The sequence below is a fragment of the Acinetobacter sp. YH01005 genome (assembly GCF_013420465.1).
GTDB lineage: Bacteria > Pseudomonadota > Gammaproteobacteria > Pseudomonadales > Moraxellaceae > Acinetobacter > Acinetobacter amyesii.
The window spans coordinates 43,002-69,719 of the sequence record NZ_VOYA01000004.1 but is presented as its reverse complement, the minus strand read 5'-3'; the positions used below and the strand labels follow the sequence as shown (position 1 = coordinate 69,719).

20 protein-coding genes and 1 pseudogene are annotated in these 26,718 nt (G+C 41.8%); 8 read left to right on the top strand and 13 right to left on the bottom strand.

What is annotated here, in order from left to right; genetic code table 11:
• Positions 1 to 44: 44 nt before the first annotated feature.
• Both FTT72_RS03145 and FTT72_RS03140 read left to right on the top strand, forming a co-directional pair.
• A complete protein-coding gene (locus FTT72_RS03145; protein ID WP_180063923.1) occupies positions 45 to 776 on the top strand; it encodes a folate-binding protein YgfZ in 732 nt (243 codons plus the stop codon).
• A 138-nt stretch (positions 777 to 914) separates the two neighbouring features.
• A complete protein-coding gene (locus tag FTT72_RS03140; protein ID WP_180177855.1) occupies positions 915 to 1,400 on the top strand; it encodes a hypothetical protein in 486 nt (161 codons plus the stop codon).
• A gap of 89 nt (positions 1,401 to 1,489) precedes the next feature.
• Here FTT72_RS03140 and FTT72_RS03135 read toward each other — a convergent pair.
• Both FTT72_RS03135 and FTT72_RS03130 read right to left on the bottom strand, forming a co-directional pair.
• Positions 1,490 to 2,670 (bottom strand): annotated as a pseudogene (locus FTT72_RS03135) (sorbosone dehydrogenase family protein).
• Positions 2,671 to 2,877: 207 nt separating this feature from the next.
• On the bottom strand, positions 2,878 to 3,123 hold the full coding sequence (locus FTT72_RS03130; protein ID WP_078191141.1) for a hypothetical protein: 246 nt from the start codon (positions 3,121 to 3,123) through the stop codon (positions 2,878 to 2,880).
• Positions 3,124 to 3,372: 249 nt separating this feature from the next.
• Here FTT72_RS03130 and FTT72_RS03125 point away from each other — a divergent pair, with 249 nt between their 5' ends.
• Positions 3,373 to 4,179 (top strand): tetratricopeptide repeat protein, encoded by an 807-nt coding sequence (locus tag FTT72_RS03125; RefSeq protein ID WP_180027264.1) that lies wholly within the window; start codon positions 3,373 to 3,375, stop codon positions 4,177 to 4,179.
• A gap of 72 nt (positions 4,180 to 4,251) precedes the next feature.
• Here FTT72_RS03125 and FTT72_RS03120 read toward each other — a convergent pair whose 3' ends face one another.
• The 4 genes from FTT72_RS03120 to FTT72_RS03105 all read right to left on the bottom strand — a co-directional run bounded on the left by FTT72_RS03120 (position 4,252) and on the right by FTT72_RS03105 (position 9,870).
• Positions 4,252 to 5,181 carry an AEC family transporter gene (locus FTT72_RS03120; RefSeq protein ID WP_180177854.1) on the bottom strand — a complete coding sequence of 310 codons (930 nt, stop codon included), beginning with the start codon at positions 5,179 to 5,181 and terminating at the stop codon, positions 4,252 to 4,254.
• Between the two features lie 81 nt (positions 5,182 to 5,262).
• Positions 5,263 to 6,378: an NADH:flavin oxidoreductase/NADH oxidase gene (locus FTT72_RS03115; RefSeq protein ID WP_180177853.1), complete on the bottom strand. Its 1,116-nt coding sequence runs from the start codon at positions 6,376 to 6,378 to the stop codon at positions 5,263 to 5,265.
• A 12-nt stretch (positions 6,379 to 6,390) separates the two neighbouring features.
• Positions 6,391 to 8,571, bottom strand: coding sequence for a TonB-dependent receptor (locus FTT72_RS03110; RefSeq protein WP_180177852.1), 2,181 nt, complete (start codon positions 8,569 to 8,571; stop codon positions 6,391 to 6,393).
• Between the two features lie 18 nt (positions 8,572 to 8,589).
• The gene (locus FTT72_RS03105; protein WP_180177851.1) at positions 8,590 to 9,870 is read right to left on the bottom strand and encodes a carbohydrate porin; all 1,281 of its coding nucleotides are present in this window, start codon (positions 9,868 to 9,870) and stop codon (positions 8,590 to 8,592) included.
• A gap of 389 nt (positions 9,871 to 10,259) precedes the next feature.
• On the opposite strand from FTT72_RS03105, the gene mutM reads away from it, so the two are divergent.
• Positions 10,260 to 11,114, top strand: a complete 855-nt coding sequence (mutM, locus tag FTT72_RS03100; protein ID WP_180124363.1) for a bifunctional DNA-formamidopyrimidine glycosylase/DNA-(apurinic or apyrimidinic site) lyase — start codon at positions 10,260 to 10,262, stop codon at positions 11,112 to 11,114.
• Positions 11,111 to 11,395: a peptidylprolyl isomerase gene (locus tag FTT72_RS03095; protein ID WP_180117066.1), complete on the top strand. Its 285-nt coding sequence runs from the start codon at positions 11,111 to 11,113 to the stop codon at positions 11,393 to 11,395. Before mutM ends, FTT72_RS03095 begins: the two co-directional genes overlap by 4 nt.
• A 113-nt stretch (positions 11,396 to 11,508) precedes the next feature.
• On the opposite strand, the gene mscL is transcribed toward FTT72_RS03095, so the two are convergent.
• Both mscL and typA read right to left on the bottom strand, forming a co-directional pair.
• Positions 11,509 to 11,940 carry a large conductance mechanosensitive channel protein MscL gene (mscL, locus tag FTT72_RS03090; RefSeq protein ID WP_180026898.1) on the bottom strand — a complete coding sequence of 144 codons (432 nt, stop codon included), beginning with the start codon at positions 11,938 to 11,940 and terminating at the stop codon, positions 11,509 to 11,511.
• A 291-nt stretch (positions 11,941 to 12,231) separates the two neighbouring features.
• Complete coding sequence (gene typA, locus FTT72_RS03085) at positions 12,232 to 14,067, bottom strand: translational GTPase TypA (RefSeq protein WP_111884800.1); 1,836 nt, start codon at positions 14,065 to 14,067, stop codon at positions 12,232 to 12,234.
• A 173-nt stretch (positions 14,068 to 14,240) separates the two neighbouring features.
• Between typA and FTT72_RS03080 the strand changes: the two genes are divergently transcribed.
• From FTT72_RS03080 to FTT72_RS03070, 3 genes are all read left to right on the top strand, one after another.
• Positions 14,241 to 15,611, top strand: a complete 1,371-nt coding sequence (locus FTT72_RS03080) for a uracil-xanthine permease family protein (protein WP_078191151.1) — start codon at positions 14,241 to 14,243, stop codon at positions 15,609 to 15,611.
• A 66-nt stretch (positions 15,612 to 15,677) separates the two neighbouring features.
• Positions 15,678 to 16,712, top strand: a complete 1,035-nt coding sequence (locus FTT72_RS03075; protein WP_180021401.1) for a methyltransferase — start codon at positions 15,678 to 15,680, stop codon at positions 16,710 to 16,712.
• Complete coding sequence (locus tag FTT72_RS03070) at positions 16,712 to 18,175, top strand: amino acid permease (protein WP_180021403.1); 1,464 nt, start codon at positions 16,712 to 16,714, stop codon at positions 18,173 to 18,175. Before FTT72_RS03075 ends, FTT72_RS03070 begins: the two co-directional genes overlap by 1 nt.
• A gap of 242 nt (positions 18,176 to 18,417) precedes the next feature.
• Here FTT72_RS03070 and ligA read toward each other — a convergent pair whose 3' ends face one another.
• The 5 genes from ligA to FTT72_RS03045 form a co-directional block, all read right to left on the bottom strand.
• Entirely contained in the window at positions 18,418 to 20,451 is a 2,034-nt protein-coding gene (ligA, locus tag FTT72_RS03065; protein ID WP_180177850.1) for an NAD-dependent DNA ligase LigA, read from the bottom strand.
• Between the two features lie 98 nt (positions 20,452 to 20,549).
• The gene (locus tag FTT72_RS03060) at positions 20,550 to 21,572 is read right to left on the bottom strand and encodes a cell division protein ZipA C-terminal FtsZ-binding domain-containing protein (protein ID WP_180177849.1); all 1,023 of its coding nucleotides are present in this window, start codon (positions 21,570 to 21,572) and stop codon (positions 20,550 to 20,552) included.
• A 1-nt stretch (position 21,573) separates the two neighbouring features.
• The gene (gene smc / locus FTT72_RS03055) at positions 21,574 to 25,023 is read right to left on the bottom strand and encodes a chromosome segregation protein SMC (protein WP_180177848.1); all 3,450 of its coding nucleotides are present in this window, start codon (positions 25,021 to 25,023) and stop codon (positions 21,574 to 21,576) included.
• A gap of 10 nt (positions 25,024 to 25,033) precedes the next feature.
• Positions 25,034 to 25,729, bottom strand: a complete 696-nt coding sequence (locus FTT72_RS03050) for a GntR family transcriptional regulator (protein ID WP_078191157.1) — start codon at positions 25,727 to 25,729, stop codon at positions 25,034 to 25,036.
• A 148-nt stretch (positions 25,730 to 25,877) separates the two neighbouring features.
• Positions 25,878 to 26,690, bottom strand: coding sequence for a sulfite exporter TauE/SafE family protein (locus FTT72_RS03045; protein ID WP_180165024.1), 813 nt, complete (start codon positions 26,688 to 26,690; stop codon positions 25,878 to 25,880).
• Positions 26,691 to 26,718: the final 28 nt, after the last annotated feature.

Sequence of the window (26,718 nt, the reverse complement as noted above, 5' to 3'; positions counted from 1 at the left end):
AATAACATGATTAATGATATCTAAAATTTATACTGAGGCTGGTCATGACAACGTCTATGGCATTCACATCTTTTTCTCTCAACGGTGTCGATGCACAAAAATTTCTACAAGGGCAAGTGACTTTGCATGTTGAACGCCTTGAAGAAAATGCAACACGTTATACTGCAATCTGCGACCTCAAAGGCCGTATTCACTTTGGTTTATGGCTCACCAAACACAGTGCTGAAAGTTTTTCTATTGTCACAACAGCAGATCAAGCCGAAGAATTTGCCAAACATATTAAAAAATTCGGCGCTTTTTCAAAAATGAAACTGGAAGAAGCCGGTGCAGTTTTTCCAAGTTTAGCCGGTGATGACACGACTTTTGCTTCGGCGCCGACGGATATTGCAGCATGGGAAGTTCAAGCCATTCAAGCGGGTCAGGCCTATATTGACCAAGCGCTTGAACATGTGTTCCAACCGCAAGAGCTACGTTTACATCAGCGTGAAGGTGTACACTATGACAAAGGCTGTTATTTGGGTCAGGAAGTGATTGCACGTTTATGGTTTAAAGCCAAACCCAAAGCTTGGTTGCATGCGATTTCAGGTACAGGCGCTGCTCCTGCACAAGGCGAACAGCTGAATAAAGGCGTGCAAGTGGTAAATAGCGCGGCTGTAGAAAATGGTTATGTAGCACTGGTTGTTGCTCGTCCTGAAGCCTTAGAAGAGTTAGACGTGACTGTTTTAGCCTTGCCTGAAGCATTGAATGGTGATGTGGCACGTCCGCAGTCAGCTTAAATAAATTCAGAAGATAGCTACATTTAGCTATCTTCTTTTATAATAAATCTAAGTTTTAAATTTTAAAAATTCATCATATTAATTTGACTATTTTTAAACTAAAATGCACTCCGAATTTTAACAATAAACTATATAACGATGCATCAGACACAATTTCAAGACCCAAAGCATAAGTTAATTGCACTCTACTATGGTGGTTTTTCAATATTAGCAGTTTTAATGATATTTTATTTTATTGGTTTTCTTAATCTGTTCTCAATTAACAATATTATTTATCTACTGTTCCTTCTTCAACTTATCATTACAATTTCTGGCAGTTATCTTTACTGGAAACAAAACATTAAAGGTTTAATAACCCTAAAATGGATAAGTTTTAGTTTGATCTTCCTTATATGTACGCCTTATTTTTTATATATTCCAAATATTGCACTTATTTTTGGTTTTTACATAGAAGCAACTCCTGATTCTTTTTTCTATCTACTAAAAGCACATATAGGCTACAACACGTCAATAAAATTCAATACAGATGGAACATTGCCTTGGGGCTTTGGTTTAAATTTTATTGAGTTAATTATGTTCTTACGTTTTAGAAAAATTTTAAAAGAAACTCTACAGCAAACATAGAAATAGAAGAGTTAGAAACATCTCTCATTAATGATCATATTTTATAACATCAAACCCACAGCCAAAGCCTAAAAATTTTGGCTTTTTAATCACTCATTTTTTTCCCTCACATAATAAATCACCCCTGCCCGATCATCTGAAAAATAAAATGATTTTCCATCGATCTTATAAATATCTGCGGGTCGCCCATACACCGTTTTACCGACTAAAAAACCATCCATAAAGGTTTCAAGTTTTTGTCCTTTACGCATCATTGCAATTTGATAGCCATGACCAATCGCCTCGTCGGTAGAGCCATGCAAAGCCACTAAAAAAGCATTTTTAATAGTGGCATCGGTATGAGGGTCATCAAAATAATCAAAACCTAATGCAGAGGAATGTGAAGGAAAATAAGCATAGGGCGATGGAACATTTTTACAGCCAGATGCACGTTTAAATTTCGGATCAGCTAAGACTTTGCCCAGCCATGAATAACATGCGGGCCAGCCATAATCGGCATCCCGCTTTAACGCATAAAAAGTTTCATCAGGCTTTTTACTTCCCAAATGATCAGAACCTTGATTGGTCGCAAATAGAAATCTACCGATCCATTTTAATCCAACTGCATTACGCAAACCTGTCGCATACATCCGTTGCTCTGAACCATCAGGATTCATCTCGATGACTGAGGCTCGCACTTTTTCTTTTTCTACACAGGCGTTACAACTCGAGCCAACCGACACATAAATCTTTCCATTTCCACCGACTGCAATCGTCCGCGTCAGATGCCAACCGCCGTATTTATAACTCAAACCATAATCAGGAAATGTCGCTAAAACTTCAGCCTTACTCGAAGGCTGAGTTTCACCTCTGTTGAATTTTTGCCGTGTCAGTTGGTGCGTTTCCGCCAAATAGAGCCAATCCTGTCCTTGAGCATCGGTATAAAACTGAACTGAATTTGGATTTCTCAAACCGGTCAGATAAGGAATGATTTTGCCAAATTTACCTGTGTCAGCATTCCAATCATCCAATATATATAAAGTACCTTTTTTATTATCTGTTAGATCATACATATCCGTGACAAACATTCTGCTATCAGGTGCTTGCGCAAAAAACGAACACGTTTGAGACCTTCGGCAGCAGGAATAATTTCATACTGCGCAGGCAAATTTAATGAAAACTGCTTGCCATTTTTTAAATGGATTGGATGCGGTACAAGTTTGGGTTGTTGCGCCCAACTGGTCATTGAACAGGCGAAACCAAGGATCAAGATGGCGCTTATTTTTTTCATATTTAAATACATCTCAATGAATCATGTATATCTGTATTCATCATAGATGTCTTGTATCTATTTTATTCAATTTATATTTTTAGAAAATATTATACTTTTGAAAATTAAAGTTTTTTTAAATCACATACGCTGTTGCAGTACACAACAGTCAAAATAAGGAGGAACTGTATTCCCCCTCACGTCTTCGTTTTTAAATCATGATTTTAATCAAAATCCATGAAACAACTTATTCATGTCTTTGCATACATATTCTTTAAAATGATAGGCGCGCGCATGTTTGGCATCAAATTTAGCTTCTAAATCGCCTTTTTTGAAAATATAAACCCGATCCTCTTTACTGACTAAAAACTCTGCACCCAGTTTCATCAAAAGCGCATCTATTTTATCTTCATCTGCAATCGATTCATCTGCATTGATTTTATCGTAATTGCGTTTAATGCCTTTAATAAACATCGCGCTGCCTCTGAGAAAATAACAATGCGCGATTAAATCAGAGTCCTGCTTTTTTGCAAAGGCTTTTGATGCAATAAAGTCATGGCATTTAAAGCGCTAAGGGCAATCAACATTATTTTATAAAAACGCTTTAAATCACAATTCCTCACTTTACATTTACGTAAATCTACCTATGATGTAAAAACCGACAAAAATAACCACCAAAACACATAAACGGAATTATGTGTATGATTTACAAAAGGTTTCAAGATGAAAAAAATCCTACTCGCAAGCATTATAGCAATGAGCGCTCAATTGGCTTTTGCTGAAACTAAAACAGATGCCGTCGATCCTGAATTTGCTAAAGTGGAAGCTATGGTCAAGGCCAAAGATATGAATGGTGCCTACCAGACACTGAGCAAGCTTGCAGCAAAAGGTAATGCTCAGGCCATTTATAATTTGGGCTATCTTACTCAAACAGGTCAAGGCGTAGCGAAGGATGAGAAAAAAGCCATCCAACTCTATGAACAGGCTGCAGCCAAAGGTTACCCAGTTGCTAACTATGTTTTAGGTAAAAATTATGCAACGGGCACACTGAGCTTAAAACAAGACACCAATAAGGCCAAACAATATTTAGAACGCGCATCTTCGGCAGGGTTTGACGATGCCTCCATCGACTATGCCATTTTACTTTTTGCAGAAAATAAGCCTGAGTCAGATAAATTGGCACTCAGCAAACTTGATCCGCTGATTAAAAAAGGCAACTACCCTGCGATTCATGCCAAAGCGCTTTATGACATCAGTGCTGGCTTTAAAGCTAAAAATGAAAAGCCTATTCAGCAAGGTCTAAATAGCATTCAAGAGTTAGCGAAAAAAGGTTATGTCCCTGCATTGATGGCAGTGGGCAATATGTTTGTAAATGGCAATATCATCCCGCAAAATTTGCCTGAAGCTAAAAAAATATTTAGCGCATTAGCCAAAGAAAATATTCCGCAAGCCAAAGAATCTTTGGCAACCGTGGATAAAATGATCGCTGAACAAGCCAAAGCACCTAAAGCCAATGCGAAAAAGAGTTAATTAAGCATTAAAAAAAGCCCTGCATATGCAGGGCTTTTTCATGGGGTTAAGAAAATCTTGAGCTGATCAAAATCACGCCCACCACAGACTGATTAATACACCTGTTACGACAAAGCCCAAGATGGTACTCATCAACAAAGGCGTTAAGGTCTTTTCATTTAAGCCATACACTTGTCCTAGCATGGCAAAAATCGTCGGCATCGGCAATGCGGCAATAATCGTCCCTGCATATAACATCTCTTGGCTGACATCGGTCAAATAGCGTAAGCCTAAATAAGTCAGTAAAGGCATCACCAAGTTGCTTGAAATCACCAAATAGAAGCTCTGAGCATTCACATACTTTAAGCTCATACCGACAATTCCCCCACCAATTGCAAACAGCGCCAATGGTGAAGCTGTTTGACCTAACATCGCCAGTACATCATTGATTTGATGTGGCAAACGGATTTGGAAAATTGCAAATCCAATCCCTAACATTACCCCTGCAAAGAGTGGATTTTTTAACAGGGTAAATAAGGTATTTTTGATGATGTCGCCAATATTGGCTTTTTGCTGTGAACTTCCTAATTGCGCAAGGACCAGTACCGTTGGAATCAGTAGCACACTTTCAATGATGACGATTAATGAGGTATAGGTCATCGCATTTTGACCGACCAACAAGCTTAGCACTGCAGTGCCAATTAAACCTGTATTTGACATACCAGCGCCTAGTGACAGTACCGCTGTTTGCGACATATTATTTTTAAAATGTGTCGACAATAGCCAATAGGCCATGCCATACAATAAAAATGTGACTCCGGTATAAACAAAGAAATAGCCGGGATACCAAATTTGATGCAAATCTTTAGAAGCTAATGACTGAAAAAACAAAGTCGGCAATGCAATCTTAATCACAAATGCGCCAATGGTTCCGACCTGTTCTTTACTCAATAAACTGCATTTTACCGACAGATATCCCAAGGCCAAAAGAAAAAAGATTGGACCAATCACCTCAAAGACCATACGAAATATCCTGTGTAATAGACTCTTCCATCCACACCCTCAACCTGAGAGTGTAGATCGGACCTCTATAAATTTTGAAAATTAGAAAGCCGTAAATTGACTTCTTTGTGCATGCGGCTGACAGCGTAAGTACTGCGGAGAAATTTTTAGGTTTTCACCGAGTTCAGCAGCGGCATGCCATGGCCAACGCGGGTCATATTGAATTGCACGAGCAAGACCAATCGCATCTGCCATGCCATATTGTAAGATGCCTTCGGCTTGCATTGCTTCGGTTATTAAACCCACAGCAATGACGGGAACCTGAACGGCTTGCTTTATGGCTTCAGCAAAAGGCACTTGATAACTGGCTTGTAATTGAATTTTTTGCGCAACATCTAAGCCGCCACTAGAAACATGAATATAGGCTGTGCCTAGTTGTGCAAGCGCTTTTGACAAGCCAACAGCCGAGTCTAGATCCCAACTCGGTGCTTCAGTATATTCCATCCAGTCGGTTGCGGAAATACGTACCCCAATTGGATAATCTTCAGGAACGGCATTTTTCATGGCTTGGAACACTTCAAGCGTCAGCCGAATGCGATTTTCCAGACTGCCACCATATTCATCGCTACGTTGATTCGACAATGGTGACATAAATTGATGCAGCAAATAACCATGTGCAGCATGTAGCTCAATTAAGTCAAAGCCCGCATCTACTGCACGTTTTGCTGAATCGGCAAAGTCTTGAATGATCTGCTGGATTTCATCTCGACTTAAAGCATGGGGTGCATGATCTGTGACATTAAAGGGCAACTCACTTGCTGAAACAGTTTGCCATCCTTGAGGATGATCTGGGGGTAATTGTCCACGTCCTGCCCAAGGTTTATCTGTCGATGCCTTACGACCCGCATGTGCCAGTTGGATAGCAAATGGCATAGGGGAAAGTGATTTCACCTTGGCCAATAGTGCCTTCATCTGTGCGCGTTGCATATCATTCCAAAGACCGAGGTCTGCATAGCTAATGCGTCCCTCTGCCTGTACAGCCGTTGCCTCGACGATACAAAGTCCGGCACCTGACAAGGCATAATTCGCCCATTGTTGTTCATGCCAATAGCTTAACTCCCCTTGCTCATTGGCAGAATATTGACACATGGGTGCAATCACGATTCGATTAGTCAGCCCCAATGTTCCAAACTGAATTGGTTGAAATAACAACGCCACATTACTCTCCTTTTAGAAGGCTTTGGTCACACTTAATCCTGCACTCCAATTCACCCCATCCGCGGGTTCAAAGAAGCGTCCATTTCCATCATTGACGATCACTGAACCGACATAGTTTTCATCAAACAAATTATCTACACGTACATAGGTTTTAACTTTCCAATCTGCTTGTTTCCACACATAACCAGCGTTGGCAGAAACCACGGTATAGCTCGACGCAGCATCACTGTTGGCATCATCGACATAGACTTTATCCATATAGCGAACATCTAGGCCGGCATTAAAGCCAATATCTGGCAGCCAATTCAGTGTGGCAAACGCTTGGTTTTTGGCAATACCCGGAATATAGGTGCCTCTGACGACATCACTGTCAGGTATTGCGGCATCAAATGTAGCATCGATATAACTGTAGCTTGCTTGCGCACTTAAATCTCGCCATAGCTGTTTATTCCATGAAAGCTCAACACCTTCACGTAAGGTTTTATCGGCATTTTTATAGATTGCACGACCATTGATACTTCCTGCAGAGACGATGTCATCTTGAGTTTTGCTTTGGAATACCGCTGCAGTGAAATTCCCCCATGCATTTTGTGATTTAAGCCCAAGCTCGTAGTTATCGCTACTGGCCGGTTTTAAATCAAAATTCATGCCGTCATCTTTAGAATAGGCCATTTCTGTAAAGGTCGGTGTTTCAAAACCTTTGGCATAACTGACATAGGCATTGAGTTGAGGTGCAATATTCCAGCTTAACGCTGCTGAAGGTAAAACTTTGTCATAGTCAGTTTTACCGCTGTCGTCACCATTGTCTTTATCTGCTGCATATACTGCTTGCTGCTGATAATGATCTTTAGACTCATAGTGTACATTGCTATATCGTAGCCCTGTATCTAATGTCCAATGTGGTAAAAAACTCCACGAAGCTTGTACATAGGGGTCTAAATTCCACAAGGTGTTATTTTCATTTCGACGAATATTCCCCTTCTTGCCATAATCTCCATTGGCATCAAAATTTTCATAGCCCTTACGGTCTTCATCCATGTAATCAAAGGCAAAGCCTGCAGTCAAACGTGTATTCAGCAAGAGGTCTTTGCCTGTCCAGCGAATATCTGTTCCATAATAGTCACGGCTAAAATCAATCACACCGCCTGCATGGCGAGGGTTTCTTTGACTTGTTGATGATATTGGATTTCCATCTTCATCAAAGCCTAAATTGATTGAATACTCACCTTTAGGAATCGATTGATACTGGGTTACATCACGTTGCCCCATATATACCATTGCATTGAGTTCATGCTGATCATTCAATGGTTTTTTCCATGTTAAGCCAGTTTGAGTTTGGTTAATTTCTTTACGTACATCAAACTGCTTTAAAAATGCTACTTGCTGTTTCGGATTTTGACGCAATTTCTCCCGAGTCAACCCTTGTGGATCATCGGCATTGATATCCACATGATTCACAATCCAATTGACCTTGGAACCATCATCCAAATCCCACGTCAGTTTTGCATTGGTGAGTACCTTATTTGCAGCACTATGATCACGGTAGCCATCGGTTTCAAAATAAGAAGAACTCACAACATAGCTAGGTTCATTGGCCTGTTCTGAGCCACCTTGGAGCACAATATCAGCACGGCTTTTATTATGACTGCCGCCTGAATAGCCGAGTTCGATGGAGTCTTTTCCAGTACCTTGCTTGGTCGTTGTTAAAATCGCCCCACCCGAAGAGTTACCATATAAAGAGGAAAATGGCCCGCCCAATACCTCGATATGATTTAAGCTACTCATATCGATATTTGACGTCTGTCCCTGACCATCCGGCATGGTCGCAGGGATTCCATCAACATATAAACGGATACCACGCACACCAAATGTTGAACGTGCGCCAAAGCCTCGCATAGACAGTTGCAAGTCTTGTGCATAGTTTTCACGGTTATTCAGTTGCAGTCCGGGCACACCTTTTAAGGTTTCGGACAGATTTACACTCGTATTGTTATTATTTTCAGCCTGCTGTACACGGTATACCGATGCAGGTGTTTTTAACCACGTGGTATTGGTTCGTGGTGCTTCAATGGTAATCTCAGGAAGTAAAACAGGTTCCGTAGAACCTGTTTCTGCATACAGCTGTTGGCTAATACATGCCGTCAGGCAAAGTAAATGTGTCTTAAATGATGTGACGTTAAATTTACTTTGCATAGAGCACCTATTTTGACATTAGAAGATTACCTTAGAGCTTAAACCAATTAGGAAAGCATCATCAACTCGATTCGTTGAACCTGGATTAATAACATATTGAAGGTTCGGACGTAGCATCAACCATTTGGTCGGGTTGTAGCTATAGTTCAACTCGATGTTGTATTCCGCACTCGCATCATATACTGGACGTGAATCTGCGAAGCGGTCATTTACATGCACACGGTTAACTGCTAAACCCAAAATATCATTTGGCTGGCTATCCACCAGACCAATATATTTCAGACCGATTTGTTGTGAGTTATCTACTTTGTTGGTATCACGATCATGCCAGGTAAAGTTAGCAAATGAATGCAGACCTTGGCGGCCATTACCAGTTGAAGTCAACTGTTGTTCTACGGCTAACCAGCCGGCAAAGGTACGATTTTTACCATCAACACCTACGCCATTTACTGTACCTTTAGCGACATCATACTGATTCTCTGCATCATCAGCCGTGTTATACATACCACCAACACGGTAGCTACCCGGTAAACCATTCACAAAGTTCTTCGGTGTCCAGATCACTTCTGCCGGAATAGTTACGCCATCAGCATTGTCTGTATCTAGGTTCCAACCGTGACGCTCTAACGCATTTTCAGGGTTGTATTCATATACACCCACTTGAACAGCAAGTTCTGGGTTAAGTTCTTGTTTAACACGTGCACCCCATTGAGATACTGGCGTATTCATCCAGATGTTACCTTGCCATTTACCCATTTGGGCAGCACAAAATGCTGTACTGGCAAAGTCGCATCCCATCACGTTGAAGTCCATACCTAGACCTAAACGACCTGCTTTAATGCTTAAGCCTTGCTGTTTAAATTGCTTTTCAATAGACAGTTCAGATAAGCGAGTTTTCTGATTACCACGACCAAAATTGGCTTGTGCATTTGCCAATTGAGGAACATCCCCTTGCAAATCACGAACTGAGGTACTTTGACCTTGACGAGCAGTCATTACAGCACGCACAGTCACGCCATCCCAACCTGCAAGTTTTTCCATATCAAGCTGTGTTCCTAACCACAATTGGCTGGCTACCGTTGCTGAATGTCCCGGATTACGACCGCCATCGGCAAGATAGGCAGCATCAGCAGCAATATTGGCCTCAAACTTCACACCTTGTTGTGCAAGTTCGGTACGTTTACCATCCCAATCCCCGAGCATGTACTGACCTTTAGTGTCGAATGCTTCTGCGGCGTGAACATGTGTCATGGCTGCTGCAATAAATGCAGGTAGAAGAGCTAGACTGTATTTTTTCATGGTAAAACCTAAATCTGGAGAGAGTCTCTAGACAAGCCACAAGGCTTGAAATCTAATGTCACAAAAATTACATAATTTTTCACGTTCTATCTCAGCATTATTTTTATCATTCACCAAACTTTAATTTATCAATAAGTGATTTTAAATAAATCTATTGTTATGCAATATTTTTAGTGATTATTTTTCAATATCTTATATATCTATTATTTCAATTGTTTAACTTCTGATCGGTTATTCAAACTCATTATTGTGACTTGTTGGTTTATTATTCTCACAATTAATAATCAATAACCTATTCATACACTCCCTTAGGCCGCGATGAAACTTGCATTCTGTAGGGCTAGACCCAATAGTATGCATAACTTGACTGATCCATTGCTTCGACCTTTATGCCTGAATTACCAGAAGTAGAAACCACTAAAACCAGTTTATTGCCATTATTGAATGAAAAGGTTCTCAAAGTTGAGGTTTTTCAGTCGAGCCTGCGTTGGCCTATTCCTGACGACATTCAAAAACTCGTCGGACAAAAGCTGCTTCAGCTCAGCCGTCGATCAAAATATATTTTGGCTGAATTTGAACAGGACAGCATGTTGTGGCATTTGGGCATGTCTGGCAGTTTTCGGATTTGTGAAGGTCATGAAGCATTACGAAAGCATGATCATCTGGTGATTCATTTTGAAGATATGCAATTACGCTATCATGATCCGCGCCGTTTTGGCTGTATTTTATGGTTAGATGCATCATCTCAAAGCAAACTGATTGACACGCTTGGCCCTGAACCGCTGAGTGATGCGTTTAATGCTGAATACTTATTCCAAAAATTTAAAAATAAGCAGACCGGTATCAAAGTATCGATCATGGACAATCATATCGTAGTCGGTGTCGGCAATATCTATGCAACGGAAAGCTTATTTAACTTAGGCATACACCCTGCGCAGCCTGCATCAAGTTTGAGTTTTGAACAAGTTGAAAAAATGGTCATCGAAATCAAACGTATTTTAAAACAGGCAATTGATTTAGGCGGTTCGACGTTACGTGATTACACCAATGCGATGGGCGAAAATGGTTATTTCCAACAAACTCTGCTCGCCTACGGACGTGCCGGTGAAATGTGCATCAACTGTGAAACCATCTTGCAAAATATCAAACTAGGGCAACGTGCATCGGTGTTTTGCCCAGAGTGTCAGCCTTTAAAAAAGGTTAAAATGCTGACTAAGAAAACCGTGAAAGGAAATAACGCATGAAGTCTGCGATTGTTCGCCACATATTAATCAAAGATAAAGAACTATGTGAGCAACTGAAAAAGAAAATCAAAGGCGGTGCGGACTTTGCCAAAATTGCAAAGCAGCATTCGACATGCCCTTCGGGTAAAAAAGGCGGTGAGCTTGGCGACATTAAAAAAGGCCAACTGGTTGGTCCAATTGATAAGGCGGTTTTTACTTTGCCCGAACGTGAACTACATGGCCCAATCAAAAGCCAGTTTGGCTGGCATTTACTGGAAATTAAATTCCGGATGGATTTTTAATCTCCTAAATCCCCCCTTTGAAAAGAAGGAATTCTCCTCCCTTTTTAAAATGGAGGTCGGAAGGGATTCAATAAAAAACGGCACTTCAAAGTGCCGTTTTAAATGCTAAAGGATTAACCTTTACGTTTTAATTCATCACGAATTTCACGAAGTAATTCGATATCTTCTGGAGTCGCCTCTGGAGCTGGCTCTTCAACTTTTTGACGGCGCAATTTGTTCATCAATTTCACTAACCAGAATACGACCCATGCCAAAAGCAAGAAGTTGATTAAGATGGTTAGGAAGTTACCGTAAGCCAAAACATTAAGGCCTGCATCCTGTGCTGCTTTTAGCGTGGTTAAATTGTTTGGGTTATCGCCCAATACTAAGAACCAATTTGAATAATCAACGTCACCACCAAGGATCCAAGAAATAAAAGGCATGATAATGTCTTTTACCATGGAATCGATGATTTTACCGAAAGCACCACCAATGATGACACCGACAGCCAAGTCCATCACGTTGCCTTTCACGGCAAATTCTTTAAATTCTTGAATAATACTCATGTGATCTCCAGAAATTTTTTTCAGCTTTAATTTTGTGACGAAGTATACATTATATCTGTATAACTATTTCCACCTAATTTACTTGGTTTTTATTAGATTCTAAATGCCATGTATAAAAATTCACACAAAACATTTTTCACTATAGTAATTCACTCTATTAAAAAGGATTTATCAAAATTTTGTATGTCGGATCAAATGAATAAAGTCATTCAATTTTTGCATTTTTATTCAAAACACCCATGCATAAAAAAACCGCTAACCTAAGTCAGCGGTTTTTTTGAAACTGTAAAATTAACCGTTACGGTTACGTTTACGTTCGTTTTCAGTCAACCAGCGTTTACGGATACGAATTGACTTAGGAGTTACTTCAACTAATTCGTCATCTTCAATGAATTCAAGCGCTTGTTCAAGCGTAAATTCAATGTGCGGAACAAGAGTCAACGCATCATCAGTACCTGAAGCACGTACGTTAGTTAACTGTTTCGCTTTAGTTGGGTTAACAGTCATGTCGTCTGAACGTGAGTTAATACCTACGATCATACCTTCGTAAACTTCTAACTGAGGTTTAGCGAATAGACGACCACGGTCTTGTAAGCTGAACAATGCATAGCCCAAGCAAGTACCTTGAACCATAGAAATCAACACACCGTTTTGACGTTTCGCAACAGTACCTTGTTTCATTGGACCGTAGTGCGAGAAGCTTGAAGTCATGATACCTGTACCTGAAGTCATAGTTAAGAATTCAGAACGGAAACCTATCAAACCACGTGAAGGAACAGTTGCTTCAATACGGATACGGCCTTTACCGTCAACTTCCATATTGGTCATTTCACCTTTACGGTGACCCATTTGTTCCATTACAGCGCCTTGGTGCTGCTCTTCAACGTCAAACGTTACGTTTTCGTATGGCTCTTGTTTTTCACCATCAATTTCTTTGATGATTACTTGTGGACGTGATACGCCCATTTCAAAGCCTTCACGACGCATGTTTTCAATAAGAACTGAAAGGTGAAGCTCACCACGACCAGATACTTTGAAACGGTCAGGACTGTCAGTATCTTCAACACGTAATGCTACGTTGTGAATCAATTCGCGATCTAGACGTTCACGGATATTACGTGAAGTTACGAATTTACCTTCTTTACCAGCAAACGGTGAGTTGTTTACTTGGAAAGTCATCGATACTGTAGGTTCGTCTACAGAAAGTGCAGGTAAAGCTTCAACTGCTTTTGGATCACAGATTGTGTCAGAGATATGAAGTTCATCGATACCCGTTACACAAACGATGTCACCAGCAGAAGCTGATTCAACATCGATACGCTCTAAACCATGGTAACCCATGATTTTTAAGATACGACCGTTACGTGTTTTACCGTCTTTGTCGATTACAGTTACAGGAGTGTTTAATTTCACTGAACCACGTTGAATACGACCAACACCGATAACACCTACGAAGCTGTTATAGTCAAGTGAAGACACTTGCATTTGGAATGGACCGTCAACGTCAACCGCTGGTGGTTCAACGATGTCTACAATTGTTTCGAACAATGGAGTCATGTCTTCAGCAAGTTCTTCTGGAGATGGACCAGCCACACCACGAAGACCTGAAGCATATACAACTGGGAAGTCTAACTGTTCGTCAGAACCACCAAGGTTGTCGAACAAATCGAATACTTGGTCAATTACCCAGTCTGGACGAGCGTTTGGCTTGTCGACTTTGTTAATAATTACGATTGGTTTCAAACCACGTGCGAACGCTTTTTGCGTTACAAAACGAGTTTGTGGCATTGGGCCTTCTTGAGAGTCAACAAGAAGAAGTACGCAGTCAACCATTGACATTACACGTTCTACTTCACCACCGAAGTCGGCGTGTCCCGGGGTATCCACAATATTGATACGGTATTCAGTGTTAGTACGCTTGTCTAACCATTTGATTGCAGTGTTTTTTGCAAGAATGGTAATACCACGTTCACTTTCAATAGCGCCCGAATCCATTACACGTTCGATCTCGCCTGCGCGATCGCCAAGAGCACCTGATTGCTGTAAAAGTTTGTCTACAAGAGTAGTTTTACCATGGTCGACGTGCGCGATGATGGCAATGTTACGGAGAGTTTTAATATCTGACATGTGAATTCGATACGCCTAAAGTTTGAGGGCAAATTATACAGAAAAAATATAGATTTTAGTAGTGACAGTTTATTGACAATCGCATTTTTTTTGACGACTGGTACGCTTTTGGTTTTGTAAAGCTGTGTAAACAGATTAGAATAGCGCCACCTAGCCTTAATTTTCAGTGCCGCATGTCTGATTTAAACCAATCTCCCGAAGCAAAAGATCAACTCGATTTAGTCTATGGATTGAATGATCGACCAAAACCTTTTATTGCTTTTCTCGCTGCGTTTCAACATTTATTGGCCATTATTGTCCCAATTGTGACGCCGGGTCTGCTGATCTGTTTGGCACTTGGTGTGTCAAAAGAAGACACCAATATGATTCTGTCGATGTCATTGGTGATCTCTGGTATCGCAACTTTTTTACAATGTAAAAAAGTCGGCCCATTTGGTGCAGGTCTCCTGATTGTACAAGGAACCAGCTTTAACTTTATTGGTCCTATTATCGGTATTGGTTCTGCGATGGTTGCGGCAGGCACACCTGTAGAAGCAGTCATGGCATCTATCTTTGGTGTAGTGATCGCGGGTTCATTCATTGAAATGGGTGTGTCACGGATCTTACCGTGGGTGAAAAAACTGATTACCCCATTGGTAACAGGTATTGTAGTGCTATTGATTGGTCTGACTTTAATTAAAGAAGGCCTGATCAGCATGGGTGGTGGTTATCAAGCCATGGGCGATAAAACATTTGCCAATGCAGACAACCTCATCATGTCATGTACCGTTTTGGCACTGATCATTTTATTGAACCGTGTGCGTATTACATGGGTAAAAAGTTCTGCCATCCTAATTGCCTTAGTCGTGGGTTACATCCTTGCAGGCTTTATGGGTCATTTAAACTTTGATGGTTTAAAAGATGCGCCACTGGTTCAAATTCCAACACCGATGCACTTTGGCCTGAGCTTCTCTTGGAGCTTGTTTATTCCAATGGCATTTATCTACCTTGTGACTTCTTTGGAAGCGATTGGCGATATTACCGCAACGTCTAAGCTTTCAAATCAAGCTGTAGATGGTCCTGAATGGATGAAGCGTATTAAAGGTGGTGTATTGGTGAATGGTGCAAATTCATTCCTTGCCGGTATCTTTAACACGTTCCCAAGTTCTGTTTTCGCGCAAAACAACGGTGTCATTCAGTTAACAGGTGTAGCAAGCCGCTATGTGGGGATTTGGATTGCTGCCTTATTGGTTATTTTAGGCTTACTTCCTGCTGTTGCAGGTGTCATTCAGGCGGTTCCACAAGCCGTACTTGGTGGTGCTGTGATGGTGATGTTCGGTGCTGTGGCTGCCTCTGGTATTAATATTTTGTCAGGCATTCATTTAGACCGCCGCGCACTATTAATCATTGCGATTTCATTGGCATTGGGTCTAGGTGTTGCACAAGTACCACAAATCCTTGAACATCTTCCTGAATTGTTCCGTAATATCTTCAGTTCAGGCGTTGCCACTGGTGGTATCGCTGCCCTTATTTTGAATATTGTTCTTCCTGAAGTGAAGAAGTAAGTTCATTTGTCAAAGAACACTGCCTAGGTTCCGCCCTAGGCAGTGTTTTTTATGATGGAGAAATCTATGGATCTCACAAGTGAAGTCGTTATACGACAGATCGATTTATTACAAGATCGCGTGCTTTTCGTAAATGCACCGACAGATGACTTACTCAGTCAATTGAATGACAATATTAAGCCATCGATTTGGTGCTGGAATTTTAATGATTTTCAGTACTTTCAAAATCAACAGTCAAACGTCCATTTTGGTGTCGATTTTCCTGAAGGTCAGTTTGATCAAGCGGTTATTTTTGTTCCGAAATCAAAAGAACTGCTAAATTATTTATTACACAATGTCGCAAGTCATCTTGCTCAAGGTGCATCTATTTTCCTCGTGGGTGAGAAAAAAGGCGGTGTTGAACGCGCTGCAAAACAATTACAGCCCTTTGGTAAAACACTAAAAATTGATAGCGCGCGTCACTGTCAAATGTGGCAAACCCTATTGGAAAAAACTGTCACACTGAAGCCACTGCAAGATTGGGTGCAAAAATATCCAGTTGAAACCCCAAATGGTGAGCTTACGATTTGCGCACTGCCGGGTGTCTTTAGCCAGAACCGTTTAGATGTGGGTACGGCTACCTTATTGCCTTATTTATCACAGATGACTTCGGGCAAAATTGCAGATTTTGGCTGTGGTGCGGGTGTTATCAGTGCTTATTTAGCCAAACTGAATCCTAAAAATCGTATCTTTGCCATGGATGTAGATGCCTTTGCACTAGCGTCTACACAAATGACATTTGAACAAAATTTGCTTGAACCTGAACAACTTGAGATTAAAGCGGTCACAGGAATCGAGGATGCTCCATTATTTTTACATGCCATAGTCAGCAATCCACCCTTCCATCAAGGGATTCAAACCGACTACAATGCCAGTGAAAATCTATGCAAAATTTCGCGCAGACATTTAAAGTCTGGGGGCGAACTTTGGATTGTAGCCAATCGATTCCTCAATTATCCGACTTTAATTGAGCAACATTATGGTCAATGTACAATCAAAGCCGACCAACAAGGATTTAAAGTCTTGTTTGCGAGCACGCAAAAAAATCTTAAGGAACAATGATGAGCGAAACTCAAAAACCAGCTCAGCTTCAGCGTAAGTTGGGTGCTCGCCATCTCAACATGATTGCAATTGGTGGATCAATTGGTACAGGTTTATTCCTTGCCTCAGGTGCAACCATTGCCAATGCAGGCCCGGGTGGCGCCCTGCTTGCATACTGCTTAATTGGTATAATGATTTACTTCTTGATGACCAGTCTAGGTGAGCTTGCAACACATAATCCAACTTCGGGTGCATTCTTTACCTACGGCACAAAGTATGTCGAGGGTGGTTTCGGCTTCGCTTTGGGTTGGAACTATTGGTATAACTGGGCAATTACCGTGGCATTTGAATTGGTTGCTGTCCAATTCATTATGAAATTCTGGTTTCCAGATATTCCGGGCTTCTACTGGAGTGCGATTTTCCTCGCAATCGTCTTTGCCATTAATGCACTGACCGTAAAAGGCTTCGGTGAATCCGAATTCTTCTTCTCGCTTGTTAAAGTGCTCGCAATTGTTGCCTTTATCATTATCGGCCTGTTTATGATTGGCAAAATCATGCTGACACCGGGCGTAGAAACATTTGCCAACTGGACCAAGGGTGAAGCCCCATTTGTCGGCGGTTTATCTGCCTTGATTGGTGTGGCCATGATTGCCGGTTTCTCTTTCCAAGGGACTGAAATGGTTGGTGTGGCTGCAGGTGAATCGAAAGATCCTGAAAAGACCATTCCTATTGCCATCAAGCAAATTTTCTGGCGTATCTTGTTGTTTTATATCGTGTGTATCTTCATTATCGGCACTCTCATTGCCTATGATGACCCACGTTTATTACAAGCAGCATCTACTGAAAATATTGCACTTTCACCATTTACCTTACTGTATGAAAAAGCAGGTTTTGCTTTTGCTGCATCGGTGATGAATGCGGTGATCTTGACTGCGATTTTATCAGCGGGTAACTCTGGTATGTACTCCTCTACTCGTATGCTCTTTGATATGGCACGTAAAGGCAGTGCGCCGAAAGTCTTTGGTCGCTTAGATGCACGTGGCGTACCGATGAATGCGCTTTATGCAACAACGGCGATTGCGGCACTGTGCTTCTTAACCACTTTTATCGGTGAACAAGCGGTATTTAACTGGTTACTGAACATGTCAGGTATGTGTGGCTTTATTGTGTGGCTTGGTATTGCAGTTTCACATTATCGCTTCCGTAAAGGCTACTTGGCTCAAGGCAATAAATTAGAAGATCTTGCTTACCGTGCAAAATTCTTCCCATTTGCACCTTGGTTTGCCTTTATTTTGTGTGCCATCGTGGTCCTTGGTCAGAACTATCAAGCCGTTTTAGATGGTGAGTGGTTAGCCGTTGTTTCTACCTATATTGGTATTTTCTTATTCCTTGCCATTTGGTTCGGTTATAAGTGGAAACACAAAACTAAGTTGGTTTCCTATCAAGAAATGGATGTAAAACCGATGAAAGTTGATCAAGAATAATGTGATCACTGAATAAAAATAAGCAGCCTAAGGGCTGCTTTTTTTATAGCTAAAATTGTATCTCAATACATTCACGCTTTAGCAAAATATTTCGTGAGTAATGTTGAGGAATACTGTCTGATCTATCACCAACAACTGATACGCTCACTCAATCATGTTAAGCAGCAAAATAAAAACGCCCAATGCAATGCATCAGGCATGTGTTCAAAATTAACCACCTTTTCAGGTTTGATTTTCAATACTTAAGAAGCATTTTGCTGTTGTACAAAGGAAATAAACTCCTCTTCACTCATCACAGGTACACCCAACTTTTCAGCCTTTTCTAATTTAGAACCTGCCTTTTCACCTGCAACTACACATTTGGTTTTACCCGAAACACTACCACTGACACGTGCGCCTAAGGCTTGAAGCATTTGCGTCGCTTCATCACGCCCCATGGTACTCAATGTTCCAGTAATCACCCAACTCTCGCCATTCAGCGGCTGACGACTTGGTGCAACAGGTGCATCCCAATGAATCCCAGCTGCCAACAAACGATCAACCACTTCGAGGTTATGCGGCGCTTGGAAAAAGTCGACAATCCATTCAGCGGTAATATCACCAACGTCTGGCGTTTTTTTCAAGGATTCGAGATCTGCATGACGAATCGCATCAAAGGTTTGGAAGGTATTGGCGAGCATGCGTGCCGTGGTTTCACCCACGCCTCGAATGCCGAGTGCATAAATAAATGCACCTAGTGTCGTTTTCTTACTATTTTCAATAGAATCGATGAGGTTTTGAACCGACTTCTCACCCATTTTTTCAATGGTCAGTAATTTTTCACGATGCTCTGGCAAGCTATAAATATCAGCAACATCTTTGAGCAAATCCAAATGTAAAAGTGATTCCGCCCAACGGTCACCTAAGCCCTCAATGTCCATAGCTTTACGCGATACAAAGTGACGAATCGCCTCAATACGCTGTGCAGCACAGTACAAACCACCTGAACAACGTGCCAAGGCTTCACCTTCTGGCATCACGACAGGAGATGCACAGACTGGGCAACATGCAGGTAACTGAACTTCTACCGTATCTACAGGGCGGAATTCAGGCCATACTTTTTCCACTTTTGGAATCACATCACCACTACGGTATACACTGACCGTGTCACCCACACGTACATCTAAACGATGAATTTCACCAATATTATGTAGGGTGACATTGGAAACTGTTACCCCACCGACTGCCACAGGGTTTAAACGCGCGACTGGGGTCAAAGTCCCTGTACGCCCCACTTGCCAATCAATATTTTCAACCGTCGTGAGCGCTGCAATTGCAGGGAATTTATATGCCGTTGCCCAGCGCGGTTCACGACTTAAAAAGCCCAGTGTTTGCTGCTGTTTCAAACTATTCACTTTAATCACCATGCCATCAATTTCAACACTCAGGCTTGGTCGATCAATGATCATTTGCTCATACGCAGCTTGTACGTCCTGAATGCTGTCACATATAAAGTGACGTTCACCGACAGCAAAACCAAACTGTGTCAGCCACTCAAGACTTGCAGACATGGTGGTTTGACCATGATGTGGTTCGCACTGTGCAATGCCATAAGCATAAAAAGCCAAGGGACGCGAAGCCGCAATTGCAGGATCGAGTTGACGTAAGCTTCCTGCTGCTGCATTTCGTGGATTGGCAAAGGTTTTTTCACCTTTGGCTTCGTTTTCAGCATTAAGCTTTTCAAAGCCTGATTTTGGCATCAGAACTTCACCACGGACTTCAAGCAGACTTGGAATTTCAGTCTGTGTAGAGGTCAGTACTTTAGGTAAATTACGAATGGTTTTTACATTTTGGGTAATGTCTTCCCCTGTTTCACCATCACCCCGTGTCACACCACGGACTAAAATGCCATTTTCATACCAAAGAGAAATCGCCAGTCCATCAAATTTTAATTCGACATCATATTCAATTTTTTGATTCGGTAAGCGTTCTTCCGCACGACGGGCAAAGGCAAATAAATCTTCTGCATTAAATACATTACCCAATGACAACATAGGCACTGCATGGGTTACAGATTCAAACTTAGATAAGGCCTTTCCACCCACTTTTGTAGTTGGTGTATCAGGTTGTACTAAATCAGGGTATTGCTCTTCTAAAGCTTTTAATTGGTGAAAAAGTTGATCATATTCACTGTCCTCAATTTCTGGCGTGTCCATGACATAGTAGGCATGGTTATGCTTCGCCAAGAGTTGAATCAGTTGTCGCATCTGTGCAACGACAGTGGATTGTTGTGTCATACATTCACCATAAAAAAGGGCGGTTCATGCTCCGCCCTCAAATTTCATTATCTGTTGCTATTATAGAAACCCACTCGGTGAGTTTCAATCAAAGACGCTTAGACTTCGATAGCTTGACCTTGACGATAATCAATGGCTTGATGACGCCAATGTTCACGCATCTGCGGTGTAAATTCTTGGTTATTTTGATCATACACAGTACCGTCAATTTCACGGGCAATTAGACGTGAAATGCTATCCATGGTATCAAAGGCATTTTGTACATCGCTGTGTGGCAGCGCTAAGAAGAAAGCCAAACCTTTTACTTCTTCAGTCGATAAAGTTTCAAGATCAAAACCTTGCGCAGCGCCATCATTATTCATTTGCAATACAGAGAATAATAACTTTGTACCTTCTTCATCATAGCGATGGAAACAGGCCATTTCGCCAAAACGCAGGCCGTATTTGAGTAAAACTTTTAATGCTTTTTCACCTGACAATGCACGGCTATCTGGGAAAACATTTAAGGCGATATAAGTTTCCGCAGTTGCTAAAGCACTTTCTTCATCAACAATTTTTTGTTCATGTAAATGAGCATCCAAAATACTGCTTTCTTCATCAAAATCGCTGATTTCAGCTTTTTCAATTGCGCTATTTACACTAAATTCCGGGGCTTTTTCTGCAGGGACAACCTCAGCCTGAACATCCGCCACAGGAATCGCGATTTCATTGGCTACATCTGCTACAGATGTAACCGTTGTAGATTCTGTTGCAGTTTGAGCGTTTTCAACTGAAACGGGATCCGTCGTTGTCGTCTCAGTCTTTGCCGTAGCCTCAACGCTCTGCTCCGCTTGTTCCGTTGCCGTTGCTTCTGGCGTTACATTTGCTTGAACAGTTTCAGTCGTTTCAACCGCTGTGACTTTTTCCTCAGCCAAAGTCGGCTCTACACGTTGCGTGGTTTCAGGTGTATTTAACTGATTGCGTACATGGCGCGGAATAACAGGTTGCTGACTATCAGGATCAATATGTAATTCGGTGTCAAGTGATGGCGCTGCATCTGCAGGTTTACGAAACATCATTCGAATGCCCACAACCATGATAATTACAGCGATTACAATCCCAGCTATAGTGGTGATTTCCATGTTATGCCTCCGCAGCTAAACCGTATTCTTTGGCTTGCTCTATATTCACAGTCACTAATTTTGAAGTTCCTGGTTCTGGCATGGTCACACCAAGTAAGTCAGTTGCCATTGTCATAGCCAGTTTATTGTGTGTAATGTAGATAAATTGCACTTGTTCTGAAAGCTCTTTTACAAGATTACAAAATCTTCCTACATTTGCATCGTCTAAAGGTGCATCGACTTCGTCTAAAACGCAAAATGGTGCAGGATTTAGGCGGAAAATCGCAAAAACCAAAGCCAATGCGGTCAGTGCCTTTTCACCACCTGACAATAATGCCAAAGAGCTGTTTCGTTTACCCGGTGGTCGTGCCATCAGTTTTACACCCGATTGCCAACCATCTTCAAGGCTTAAACTTGCTTCACCACCATTAAATACTTTCGGAAACAACTCTTGAAGCTCTGCATTGACCTTATCAAAGGTGGTCATAAACAGCTTTCGCGTTTCCTGATCAATGCTTTTCATCGCGGCTTGCAGTTGTTCAACGGTCTTTTGCAAGTCATCAATTTGGTGGCTTAAATCATCAAAGCGTTTAGAAACTTCAATATATTCTTCTGCCGCAGCCAAGTTGACTGCACCCAATTTATCAAACTGCTGCTGTGCTTTTTCTAGTTTTTGCTGATGGGATACCACATCAATGCTTAAACCTGTCAGCATTTCGCTGTTCATTTCTTTCAATTGTTCTGAATAATGCTGCAAATCAGACTGCGCGGATTGCCAAGCTAGACGCTTTTCTTCCAATTGCGTACGCAATTTTTCATCTTGCTGTTGATGTGAATGGCGTTGTTCAGTCAATGTCTGTTGTTTACTCTGAACATTATTCAGTTCAAGCTGCCAGTCATTCCAGGTTTTTTGTAAACGTTCAGTGACTTGGGCTTGCTCTGAATACTGTGACTCAAGCGCAGGCAATTCTAACTGTACCGGATCGACAAATTTCTTTGCTTGTTCCATCTGTCCAATAATTTGCTGAGTTTGCGCTTTCAAAAAGACCGTGTCTTTTTCTAATAATTCAATCTGTTGTTTCGTCTGTACAGACTGACGACGCACGATTTCCAATTCTTGCTGACTGTGTAGTGCCACTTGCTGAGCACTTTCCAGCGCTAGACTCAATTCCTCAACTTGGAATTGCAAGGTTTTATAATTGGGCAAGGCTTGCTCAAGCTTCATCGTCAGCGCATGCAGATCTATTTCCAAATCATCTTTTTGCATGGCATCTTCTTCAAGCTGTGCTTCAAGTTGCTGCAATTGATCTTGTAACTGCTGCTTTTGTAATGCAAAAGCCTGATGGGAACTTTGTACCTTCGCAATCGCAACATCAGCATTTTGAATGTCTTTTTGCCAATTTTTTAATTGGCTATGTTGCTGTTGCAGATTTTGCTGTAAAGCTTGTACGGCATTTTGCAACTCAGGCAATTGGCCTTCTAGTTGCGTTAGCTTTGGCTGCTGCTCTGCAAGTAATTCAATCAATTCATCCAAGCGAATACGGTGGCTCAATGCACCTTGCCCTGCTTGGCTGTCCTCGTCATAGTCTAGACCAATCACCCAATCCACACCGACATGATAACCATCGAGCGTGAGTATCGACTGACCAACAGCCAGTTTAGCCTGATGACTCAATGCCATCGTCAATGTTTCAGCAATCGCGACCTGCTGCCAGATCGAAAGTTGTGGTGCTTCAATCCACGTCGCCAAAGCGTCTAATCCAACGATTTGTGCTGCTGTGTGATAACTGCCTTTGACCTGACGTGCAATACTGTCTTGAAAATTATCACTGTGTCCCAAGACTTGAGCACTCAGCCATTTAGACAAAAATTTCTCGACCAGTTGCGCATGCTGTTTACCTTGCGTGCTCAACTGCAACTGCTGCATTAAATGTTGACGCTGGCTTTGCTGCTTTGGACTGGCTTTAATCATCAATTGATTTAGGTTTTTCTGCTCGGACAACAGCACCTGTATTTCTGACTTTAACTGCAGCACCGTATTTTTGTGCTGTGCCTGCTGTTCTTGTGCAGCTGCAAGCTGTGTCTGCGTTTCGGCAATCACCTGCTCTTGTTGCGTAATTTGTTGTTCGAGCTGTTGCTTATCTTGCTGATACTGCTCCAACTCATCTTGCTGCGCCTGATGCTGAATTTGACCTCTTTGCTGTTGCAGGGTCTCACGTTGTTGCTCAATACGACCAATATTTTTGGTCAATTGTTCACTCTGCGCCAACATCTGTAGCTTTTGCTGTTGCTGCTTTTCGACTTGCCCACGGCATTGTTCAAATTGTTGAACCGCTTGTTGATGCTGAGCTTTTAAATCGGCTAATTGTTGAGTCTGATCTTGACTACTGCTTTCTTGGCGCTGTAACTGCTCAACAAATCCATCTTGCTGTTCTTGCAGCGTTTCCAGTTGTAACTCCAATAACTGTAAACGTTCTTTGGTTTGGGCTTTTTGCTTTTCAAGCTCCACCAAACTTGCCGAATTTTGTGCAAATAAACCCTGCTTTTGCTCCAGCGTCATTTTCAACTCAGACAGTTTCTTTTCCGCCTGTTGCCATTCACTTTGTAATGGGGTGGACTGTTGAATAAGCCGTTGAAATAAAGCACTGGTGGAAGATAAGTCATGCTCTAGAGTATTCAGCTCAGAACGCACCAGTTTGAAGGTTTCCCCGAGCTCATTCATCTGAAGCGTGTATTCTTGCTGTAAACGCGTGCTTTGTTCACATTGGAAAGACAGCACTTCGATCTTAATAGTACGAATTTGGGTTTCTAATTCTTTATATTGCACCGCCGTTTCAGACTGACGCTTTAAGGTTTTCAACTGAGACTTCAGTTCTGATGCAATGTCTTCGAGACGTTCTAAATTTTGAGTGGTGTGTTCTAGATGCTGCAACGTTTCACGACGACGGGCTTGATAGCGAGAAACCCCTGCGGCTTCTTCAATATACACGCGCATTTCTTCAGGTTTGGCATCGACCAAACGGTTGATCATGCCCTGTTCAATAATCGCATACGAACGTGGACCTAAACCGGTACCTAAGAAAATATCGGTAATATCACGACGGCGGCATTTGGTGCCGTTGAGGAAATATTCGGATTTACCATCACGATTGACCTGACGACGAACTGCTAGTTCAGTATAGGCATTATAAGCGCCACCTAGCTTGCCATAGGTATTATCAAAACGCAGCTCAACACTCGCCATCCCGACAGGTTTGCGCTTTGCCGTTCCGGTAAAAATAACATCTTGCATGGTGCCACCACGCAATTGACGGGCACTGGATTCACCCATAACCCAGCGAATGGCGTCAATCACATTGGATTTACCACAGCCGTTCGGTCCAACAACCGCACTACGGTTGCCTTCAAATTTTAGAGTTGTGCTATCGGCAAAAGATTTGAAGCCGGAAAGTTTTAAACTGCTTAAACGCATAATGTCCTGATCAGCGGCGTGAACGTCTCGCCCACGCTAATTCGATTTGTTTCATCCGTGTTAGTGATTCCAACACAAGGTTGCGTAAGTGTCGACAAAAATCTTCCATAAATAAAGTGGCTTGATGTGATTTTCTGATTAAAACTGCATCAGTCACTAATTTAAACAAATCAAAAGATTCTTGTAATTCACGTCGTGAAATATTCAGTGTCAGGAAATAACTACGTCTGAGTGATGGCAACAATTCTTGGTAATAACGCATCAGGTAAGTATTTCCCACCATTTCATGCTGACGAGCCATGCCCTGAAAAATCAGATCATAAAACTTTTCGGTATTGCCTTGGCGAGTTTCCACGTCTAATTGTTCAAGTAATAACTGAATACGCTCAGCTTCATGGCTGCGCCACGTTTCCGCCATACGATGCACAATTTGACCCAACAATAATGCTGCAATATCAAATAATGAGCGCACTTGTAAAGCCGACATTTCAGAGACTAAGGCGCCACGTCGTGGGTAGATTTCAATGAGCTGAGTCCGTTCTAAAATCAATAAAGCTTCACGTACAGAGCCACGGCTCACATCCAATTCGGCCGCGATTCTGAGTTCCTGAATACGCTCGCCTTCGACCAACTCACCGCGAATGATTTGTTCACCGATGTGTTTGGCAATTTGTTCTGACAAACTGTCCGCTTCTTGTTGTTGCATACTGTTCCTATCTTTTTTTTTATAAGATGCAATGTTCAGATTTACACTCAATCTATTTGCATTAGAAACGATAAGCAACCTAATTGAACATGACATTGTCTGACAATCTTGTGTCAACAAAGCCAATTTTGCCAGTCAAAACGGACAATCAAGCACCAAAGGCTTGCACACCTTGGTAAATAAAATAGCAACCAACTGTTGTTAATAAACATGCAAAACAACGTTTTAGCATAAATGGCGACAACATATGAGCCACTTTCGCACCCAATTTCGCAGTGATGAAGCTCATTACACTAATCCCGATAAATGCATAAATATGGATATAACCAATGGTATTGGGAACCACGATATCGGCTTGATGACCAAACCACATAAAGCCGAGGGCCCCAGCAATCGCAATTGGTAAACCACATGCAGCAGATGTCGCGACTGCTTTTTGCATAATGACGCCGTTTTTATTCAAATACGGGACGGTTAAGCTACCACCACCAATACCGAAGATCGCAGAAGCAATCCCAATGCCGCCGCCTGCTGCCATTTGCATGGCTTGTGAGGGTAAATGTTTATTCGGATCGACTGGTGTCGCTGCACCGCGAAACATTTTAAAGGCCACCCAGACCGCAAAAAAGCCAATTAACAGTTGCAAACCCTGCCCTGATAAATAATCTGCAATGCCTGCACCGAGAAATGAACCGATCACCAAACCCGGTGACAAATTCCGAAAGACATTCCACAGCACAGCACCTTTTTTATGATGCGCCGAAACCGAGCTAAGTGAGGTGACAATAATCGTGGCTAAAGATGTGCCCACCGCCATGTGCATAATCACACTGGGATCATACTGAAGTTGGGTAAAGACGATGAATAAAATCGGCACAATAATCAGGCCACCGCCAACACCAAATAGCCCCGCAGCAAAACCAGCGATTGCACCAATCAGTAAATATATGATTAACTCCATCAATATTATTCCACAACTCTCAGATTCA

Bases quoted from the DNA above. Each gene is read 5' to 3' on its own strand.
- FTT72_RS03145 (WP_180063923.1), top strand. From the start codon at position 45: ATGACAACGTCTATGGCATTCACATCTTTTTCTCTCAACGGTGTCGAT.
- FTT72_RS03140 (WP_180177855.1), top strand. From the start codon at position 915: ATGCATCAGACACAATTTCAAGACCCAAAGCATAAGTTAATTGCACTC.
- FTT72_RS03130 (WP_078191141.1), bottom strand. From the start codon at position 3,123: ATGTTTATTAAAGGCATTAAACGCAATTACGATAAAATCAATGCAGAT.
- FTT72_RS03125 (WP_180027264.1), top strand. From the start codon at position 3,373: ATGAAAAAAATCCTACTCGCAAGCATTATAGCAATGAGCGCTCAATTG.
- FTT72_RS03120 (WP_180177854.1), bottom strand. From the start codon at position 5,181: ATGGTCTTTGAGGTGATTGGTCCAATCTTTTTTCTTTTGGCCTTGGGA.
- FTT72_RS03110 (WP_180177852.1), bottom strand. From the start codon at position 8,571: ATGCAAAGTAAATTTAACGTCACATCATTTAAGACACATTTACTTTGC.
- FTT72_RS03105 (WP_180177851.1), bottom strand. From the start codon at position 9,870: ATGAAAAAATACAGTCTAGCTCTTCTACCTGCATTTATTGCAGCAGCC.
- mutM (WP_180124363.1), top strand. From the start codon at position 10,260: ATGCCTGAATTACCAGAAGTAGAAACCACTAAAACCAGTTTATTGCCA.
- FTT72_RS03095 (WP_180117066.1), top strand. From the start codon at position 11,111: ATGAAGTCTGCGATTGTTCGCCACATATTAATCAAAGATAAAGAACTA.
- mscL (WP_180026898.1), bottom strand. From the start codon at position 11,940: ATGAGTATTATTCAAGAATTTAAAGAATTTGCCGTGAAAGGCAACGTG.
- typA (WP_111884800.1), bottom strand. From the start codon at position 14,067: ATGTCAGATATTAAAACTCTCCGTAACATTGCCATCATCGCGCACGTC.
- FTT72_RS03080 (WP_078191151.1), top strand. From the start codon at position 14,241: ATGTCTGATTTAAACCAATCTCCCGAAGCAAAAGATCAACTCGATTTA.
- FTT72_RS03075 (WP_180021401.1), top strand. From the start codon at position 15,678: ATGGATCTCACAAGTGAAGTCGTTATACGACAGATCGATTTATTACAA.
- FTT72_RS03070 (WP_180021403.1), top strand. From the start codon at position 16,712: ATGAGCGAAACTCAAAAACCAGCTCAGCTTCAGCGTAAGTTGGGTGCT.
- ligA (WP_180177850.1), bottom strand. From the start codon at position 20,451: ATGACACAACAATCCACTGTCGTTGCACAGATGCGACAACTGATTCAA.
- FTT72_RS03060 (WP_180177849.1), bottom strand. From the start codon at position 21,572: ATGGAAATCACCACTATAGCTGGGATTGTAATCGCTGTAATTATCATG.
- smc (WP_180177848.1), bottom strand. From the start codon at position 25,023: ATGCGTTTAAGCAGTTTAAAACTTTCCGGCTTCAAATCTTTTGCCGAT.
- FTT72_RS03050 (WP_078191157.1), bottom strand. From the start codon at position 25,729: ATGCAACAACAAGAAGCGGACAGTTTGTCAGAACAAATTGCCAAACAC.
- FTT72_RS03045 (WP_180165024.1), bottom strand. From the start codon at position 26,690: ATGGAGTTAATCATATATTTACTGATTGGTGCAATCGCTGGTTTTGCT.